The following is a 6,587-nucleotide window of genomic DNA, read 5'->3' as shown; positions in this document are numbered from 1 at the left end:
CTATTATGTTACTTTTTGTCATGTGTGTATTCCTCAGTTAAGAGTTTATATTTTGCAAAATAATTCTATCATTCTGCTGCGAATACACCGCTTATTTCTATATTAGATTTTCATCATACACTAGATTCGAGTATAACTCTAGCTTTAAAAAGATTATATTCTTAGTTTTATTGAGTATTATTGTGGTTGGAGTTGTCTTGGCTATGATTCCGTGGCAACAGACAGTTGATGGCTATGGAGATGTTACAACCTTATCACCATCTGAGCGCCAGCAAAATATATCTGCACCTATTGGAGGTAGGCTAGGTAAGTGGTATGTGTTTGAAGGAGATGCTGTCAAGAAGGGTGATCCTATTGTTGAGGTACTTGATCTTGATCCTGAGGTTGTCTCTCGTTTGGAAGAAGAAAAAGCTGCAATTGAACTGGGTATCAAGTCAGTTAAGTTAGCTATAAAGAATACTCAAAACAATATTGAAAGACATAAATATCTTATAGATAAGGGAGCTAGTACTCAAAGAATATATGAGCAGGCTCAGATGGAGATGGTTAACTATACTCAAGAACTATCAAAACTTAATGTTGATCTAGCGAAAGTAAAGGTACAAATAGCACGTCAACAAAGTCGTCTAGTCAAAGCTCCTACAGATGGTGTGATAATGGATCGTATCCATGGTATGGGAGGGGTAATAGTCAAAGATACAGATGTATTAGCGGTTATAGTTCCAGAGAGTAAGTCTAGAATAGTTGAGTTATGGGTTAATAGTATGGATGTCCCTATGGTCAAGGTCGGAGATAAGGTAATGTTACAATTTGAAGGGTGGCCTGCTATACAATTTAGCGGATGGCCTCAGGTAGCAATCGGTACCTTTGAAGGTGAGGTTATATTTATCTCTCCACAAAATAATGCCCAAGGACAGTTTAAGATATTTGTTAAACAAAGTGGTAGTAGAGATTGGCCATCTCCTGATGTGCTAAGACTAGGTACCAAAGTACATGGTTGGGTATTACTTAATGATGTTAGTCTAGGTTATGAGCTATGGCGTAGATATAATGGTTTCCCAATAAACCTAAACAGTAGCCAGCTACATATAGGTATCAAAAAGAGTGAATCAGTGATTAAGCCTGTAACAGTAAAAGAGCAAATACAGAATCAACCATCAAATATAAAATAGCAATAGCTACACCTTTCTTTATGTTTATGAGTATTCTATAATTTATGGGTGTTTGTTTCTAATGATTTATTTGGGTGTTTAAATGGATAAAAAACTAGTAAAACATATTGCTAAGCTATCTTGTTTTGATTTGAATGAGCAGCAGTTAGAGCAATATACTCAAGATCTTACTAATATTTGTAAGATACTTGATGCCGTCAAAGATTTTGATGCCAATGGAGTTACACCGATGGTTTCTCCAATTAGTGTTGATTTTAAATTTCGTGAAGATACTCCTCAAGATCAAGATAATCGAGCAAGTTTTGATAAATTTGCTTGTGAAGTAGTTGATGATTATTTTATGGTGCCACAGGTTGTTAAATAGGGTGAGCAATGTCATATATTAAAAAATTGAGAGCTAGATTAGATAGTGGCGAAGTCACAGCGGTTGAATTAGCTAAGCAATATCTAGCAAAAATAAAAGACCAAGATAAAAATATAAACTCTGTAATTACACTATGTGAAGCAGAGGCGCTAAAAGAAGCAGAAAATGCTGATGCTATTATTTCTGCAGGTAAGCAAAGCTTATTGACTGGTATACCTATTTTGCATAAAGATCTTTTTTGTACAAAAGGTATCAAAACAACAGCAGCTTCTAAGATGCTAGATAACTTTGTAGCTCCATATGATTCAACAGTTACAAAAAACTGTAAAGATCAAGGTATGGTAACTCTTGGTAAGCTAAATATGGATGAGTTCGCTATGGGCTCCGCTAATGAGCATAGCTATTACGGAGCAGTTAGTAATCCTTGGGACTTGGAGAGAGTACCTGGGGGATCATCAGGTGGTTCAGCAGCTGCGGTTGCTGCAGGCTTTGCTCCTGTTAGTACAGGTTCGGATACTGGTGGATCTGTAAGACAGCCTGCGAGTTTTTGTGGTCTAACAGCTATGAAGCCAACTTATGGAAGTACTTCAAGATTTGGTATGGTAGCCTTTGCATCATCTTTTGATCAAGCAGGCGTCTTTGGGCATTATGCCGAAGATGTGGCTATTATGTTAGATACTATCTCTGGGGAGTGTCAGTATGATTCTACTTGTGTTGGTGTCAAAGAAAATCATTTTACACAAGATTTAGAGAAAGATATCTCAGGTAAAGTAATTGGTGTTGATGAAAGTTTGATCAAAGACTTACCAGCACAAATACAAGAAGCTGTATCAAAAACTCTTGATAATTTCAAAAAGCTAGGAGCCGAAATAAAGTCAGTTAAAGTTCCTGACTTAAAAGAGGCTCTTTCAACTTACTATATCATAACACCAGCAGAAGCAGCTGCTAATTTAGCTAGATATGATGGTATTAGATATGGCTACCGTAATCCAGAAGCTAGAGACTTAGATGAGCTATACAGAAAATCTCGTACTGATGGTTTTGGTGAAGAAGTTAAACGTAGAATTATGATAGGTAACTATGTGTTAGCATCAAGTCAGTATGATTCTTATTATAATAAGGCTCAGCAGCTACGTAAGGTAATGACTGATCAAATTAATCAAATATTTGAGCAGGTTGATGTTATATTCATGCCTGCAGCTCCAAGTGAAGCTTTCAAAAAAGGCGATAAGTTAGATCCTGTTTCAGCATATCTATCAGATATTTATACTATACCTGCTAATATATCAGGTCTACCAGCAATAGCTTTTTCGATTGGTTTTGCTAATGATTTACCTGTTGGTGGTCAATTCATGGCTAAAGCATTTAATGATAATGTTTTGACGCAAATGGTCACACAATATCAAAATAGTTATGGTATTGAAGAATTTATTTTAGAACAAGCGAGGATTTAATAGTGAATTGGGAAATGGTGATAGGACTAGAGGTCCATATTCAGTTAAGTACTAAATCTAAGCTGTTTTCGACTTCTGCAACAAAATATGGGCAGCATCAAAATACTCAGGCTGCATTTTTAGATTTAGGTTTGCCAGGAACTTTGCCTGTAGTAAATAAAGAAGCTATTCGTAAAGCTGTTATATTTGGTTTAGCTGTGGATGCTAAAATATCAAAGGATAGTTTCTTCGCACGTAAAAATTATTTTTATCCAGATTTGCCAAAAGGCTACCAGATTAGTCAATCTCATAATCCAATAGTTCAAGAGGGTAGTCTAGAGATTGAAACTTCTAATGGAGCGAAAACTATCAGAATTGAGCGAGCTCATTTAGAAGAAGATGCTGGTAAATCAGTTCATGGTTATGTCGCTGGCGAGACAGGGTTAGATTATAACCGTGCAGGCACACCACTTTTAGAGATTGTGACGTATCCTGACTTTAGGTCATCTGAAGAAGTAGTTTCTTATCTTAAAAAGCTTCATCAGCTAGTCAAGCATTTGGGTATATGTGATGGTAATATGCAAGAAGGCTCGTTTAGATGTGATGTCAACTTGTCAATAAGACCACAAGGCGAAGATAAGTTTGGTACTCGTGCAGAACTTAAAAACATAAACTCGTTTAGATTTATTGATAAAGCGATTGAATATGAATATGCTCGTCAAATAGCTGTGCTGGAATCTGGAGGAGAAGTTGTTCAAGAAACTCGTCTATATGATGCTGATGCAAATGAAACACGCTCAATGCGCGCAAAAGAAGATGCTTTTGATTATCGTTACTTCCCAGATCCAGATCTATTACCGTTGGTAATAACTGATGAATATATCGAAAGTATCAAAAAGCAGATGCCACTTAAGCCAGAAGAGCGTGAAGCAGTATATCGTGAGCATTTAGCTGATCAAGAAGTTGAGTTTTTATTATCAAATCTTGAAATAGCAGATTACTATGATCAAGTAGCAGCCGTGATAGGTTACAAGCCGGCGTATAACTGGATAACAGTCGATTTAATATCAACTCTTAATAGAGCGGAAAAAGAATTCTCAGCAGATATTATTCCTGTAGAGATTCTATTAGAGATTATTGATAATGTCCAAAAAGATGTTATCTCACAAGCAAATGCTAAAAAAGTCATAGCAGAATATATTGAGTCAGCAACATCTGTTGCTAATATCATCGAGAAACTAGGTTTGAAACAAGTATCAGATGAGGGTGCGATAAGAGAATTAGTTCAAGGTATAATTGTTGCTAATCCTCAACAAGCAGCTGATTTTAAAGCTGGTAAGACTAAGCTTATGAGCTTCTTTGTTGGTCAAGCTATGAAAGCAAGTAAAGGTAAGGCAAACCCTAAGCAGGTTAATCAAATAGTTCAAGAAGAGCTTAATAAATAAAATAGGAAAATCAAATGAATACAAATAAATTTTACTATCATCTTATGAAGCTGAATGTTTTAAGTAGTAGCTACGTTGATGATGCTTATAAAGTTGCTTGGAAAGGAAATGTATACCCATTTTTTCATGATAGTAAGTATGAGTTTCATTATGAGGTTGCAAAGTACTTTGACAGAGCTGATGAGAAAACTATAGATAAGCTTTGCTCTTTATTAGATGATTATATTGATGAAAAAACAGATTTTTCTAACTTCGAAGAAAAGGTTGAAAAGATAGTTGGTAAGGGAAATGTATTTTATGTTCTTGATTATATTTTCAAGTCAGGTCAATATCAGCAACTTTTGGAAAATGTTAAATTGAATAAAATGCACTTTAGCCAACATTTTATTGATCGTTTTGTTGCTGGTGGTTATTTCGAGTAATTTTCTGCCTATATATTTATTCCTAAATACTCGTTCGCAATATACTCAAATAGTGCTTTATGCACTTGATAGGTTGGATGGACACCATCCCAGAATATATGTTCTTGAGGATTATCACATAATTTACCAGTTTCAGCAGCTAAAATTGCACTAGTAATATCTGGAGTCAGAGGAATTTTGCCCATATCTAGTTCTCCTGATGAAATATTCTCAGATTCTTGAAGTAGGACAGGCTTGGGGTTGTCTCTTAATAGGTTTTCATAAAACTCTTTTGAGTTTAAATCATCTGGGTTATAAGAGAAATAACCACCACTCCAGCAACTTTGGTTAGTTTTGCTTGGGTTTATTGAAGTATGATATTTTTTGTTGAAATTATCAGTATCATTAACAAGCATCTCAAATATTGGATTCATATCTACAAACTCTATATTATTCTGATCTTCAGCAAACTGTTTTAGAAATTGGTTATGTAGAGAAGATACTTCTTTTAAGAGGTTTTGGTTACCTATATTTTTTGACTCTGGTGTCAATCCTAGATTAGGTAGTCCAATAATTAGAGTTTTTTGTGCATTTACAGTTTTGATAGCAGCTATGATCTTGTCAGTAACTTCAGTAGCAATATTCTTGAGTGAGTTAGGGTCTTGATTGGCTGATATTGTTAAATAGTCATTTGCACCAATAAAAAATATTGCTAGATTTTTAGCGGTATCGTGAGCTCCATCATCTAGAGAATATGCTTGAAGTTCAGTACCTATTGTATAGGGTAGTCCAAGATCTGTCCAAGATGGTTCAAAGACAGCGGTAGCTCCTCCAACAGCATAATTGCTGAGGGGGATTTTATTTTATAGACTTCCACTTAACATTGTTGTCCAAACTGAGCCATTAGAAAACATACATCTATAATAAGGAGTTGATCTTGGGATAATTCCATTTGTATAACCATATAAGTTGCCTATATCGCTTAGACTATCTCCAAATATCAGTATTCTTTGTATGTCTTTGAGTTTTGAATCTTGTGGATTTGTGAATTTTGGACATGCAGAAATTGTAAATATGGGTATACGATATTTTAGGGTTGTTGTGTAGCTATGCCAACTATAGTCAAAATCATTATTTTGATGCTCTATAGCTATATCACCATTCAAAAGCTAGATTGTATTCTCAATGTTTATAGAGATACCAAAATGTACTTCATTAGGTGTCAAGTAATTTGAACATTTCTTAGGTCTATTATTCAAGTCTATCTGTAACTTTCTAATGTATTGATGAGATATATTGTTAAAGTTAGTACCTTTAGATATAAATTGTCTGATATACCTATTCATGTTTTCATTAGTACCTCTTTGCCAAGGACTGTATGGATCAGCAAAGAATACTTTGATGCCAGTCTTGCTAGTTAGCTTCTTATGTTTAGCAAACTCTTTACCATTATCAAATGTAGCTGTTAATATTTTATGACCATTAGATACTTTGTACAATATTCTATTGATTGAATTAGCTGTTCTATCTATAGACTTGGCTAAAATAGTAAATCTGCTAGCTCTATCGACCATTGTTACAATAGCACTTTTATGGTCTTTACCAACAATAGTGTCACCTTCAAAGTGATAAAGATTTTTTCTATTATTAGCACTGCTAGGTCTTTCAGAAATACTCGCTCTATCCTTTATCTTAACTTGTTTAGAGTCACCTTCTTTTTTGTATTTATATTGTCTAGCTTTGAAAAATAATAAGTGTCTAAGCTTTAACTT

8 protein-coding genes are annotated in these 6,587 nt (G+C 34.7%); 5 read left to right on the top strand and 3 right to left on the bottom strand.

What is annotated here, in order from left to right:
* Positions 1-101 precede the first annotated feature (101 nt).
* From F8C69_RS08200 to F8C69_RS08180, 5 genes are all read left to right on the top strand, one after another.
* A complete protein-coding gene (locus F8C69_RS08200) occupies positions 102-1,172 on the top strand; it encodes an HlyD family secretion protein (protein ID WP_159184844.1) in 1,071 nt (356 codons plus the stop codon).
* An 82-nt stretch (positions 1,173-1,254) separates the two neighbouring features.
* Positions 1,255-1,536, top strand: coding sequence for an Asp-tRNA(Asn)/Glu-tRNA(Gln) amidotransferase subunit GatC (gatC, locus tag F8C69_RS08195; RefSeq protein ID WP_159184843.1), 282 nt, complete (start codon positions 1,255-1,257; stop codon positions 1,534-1,536).
* 8 nt (positions 1,537-1,544) lie between these two features.
* On the top strand, positions 1,545-2,990 hold the full coding sequence (gatA, locus tag F8C69_RS08190; protein WP_159184842.1) for an Asp-tRNA(Asn)/Glu-tRNA(Gln) amidotransferase subunit GatA: 1,446 nt from the start codon (positions 1,545-1,547) through the stop codon (positions 2,988-2,990).
* 2 nt (positions 2,991-2,992) lie between these two features.
* Entirely contained in the window at positions 2,993-4,414 is a 1,422-nt protein-coding gene (gene gatB / locus F8C69_RS08185) for an Asp-tRNA(Asn)/Glu-tRNA(Gln) amidotransferase subunit GatB (RefSeq protein ID WP_159184841.1), read from the top strand.
* A gap of 14 nt (positions 4,415-4,428) precedes the next feature.
* A complete protein-coding gene (locus F8C69_RS08180; RefSeq protein WP_014714585.1) occupies positions 4,429-4,836 on the top strand; it encodes a hypothetical protein in 408 nt (135 codons plus the stop codon).
* Positions 4,837-4,844: 8 nt separating this feature from the next.
* Here F8C69_RS08180 and F8C69_RS08175 read toward each other — a convergent pair whose 3' ends face one another.
* The 3 genes from F8C69_RS08175 to F8C69_RS08170 all read right to left on the bottom strand — a co-directional run.
* Positions 4,845-5,672: an SGNH/GDSL hydrolase family protein gene (locus F8C69_RS08175; RefSeq protein WP_236352410.1), complete on the bottom strand. Its 828-nt coding sequence runs from the start codon at positions 5,670-5,672 to the stop codon at positions 4,845-4,847.
* Positions 5,673-5,678: 6 nt separating this feature from the next.
* Entirely contained in the window at positions 5,679-5,981 is a 303-nt protein-coding gene (locus F8C69_RS11210; protein WP_234384262.1) for an SGNH/GDSL hydrolase family protein, read from the bottom strand.
* Positions 5,982-5,984: 3 nt separating this feature from the next.
* On the bottom strand, positions 5,985-6,587 hold a 603-nt coding region (locus F8C69_RS08170), incomplete at its 5' end, for an IS30 family transposase (RefSeq protein WP_159184674.1).

The organism is Francisella noatunensis subsp. noatunensis (genome assembly GCF_009823375.1).
GTDB lineage: Bacteria > Pseudomonadota > Gammaproteobacteria > Francisellales > Francisellaceae > Francisella > Francisella noatunensis.
The sequence above is the reverse complement of the archived record's forward strand: the minus strand, read 5'-3'. Positions and strand labels throughout refer to the sequence as shown.

Coding starts and splice junctions, on each gene's coding strand:
- gatC (WP_159184843.1), top strand. CDS start 1,255: ATGGATAAAAAACTAGTAAAACATATTGCTAAGCTATCTTGTTTTGAT.
- gatA (WP_159184842.1), top strand. CDS start 1,545: ATGTCATATATTAAAAAATTGAGAGCTAGATTAGATAGTGGCGAAGTC.
- F8C69_RS08180 (WP_014714585.1), top strand. CDS start 4,429: ATGAATACAAATAAATTTTACTATCATCTTATGAAGCTGAATGTTTTA.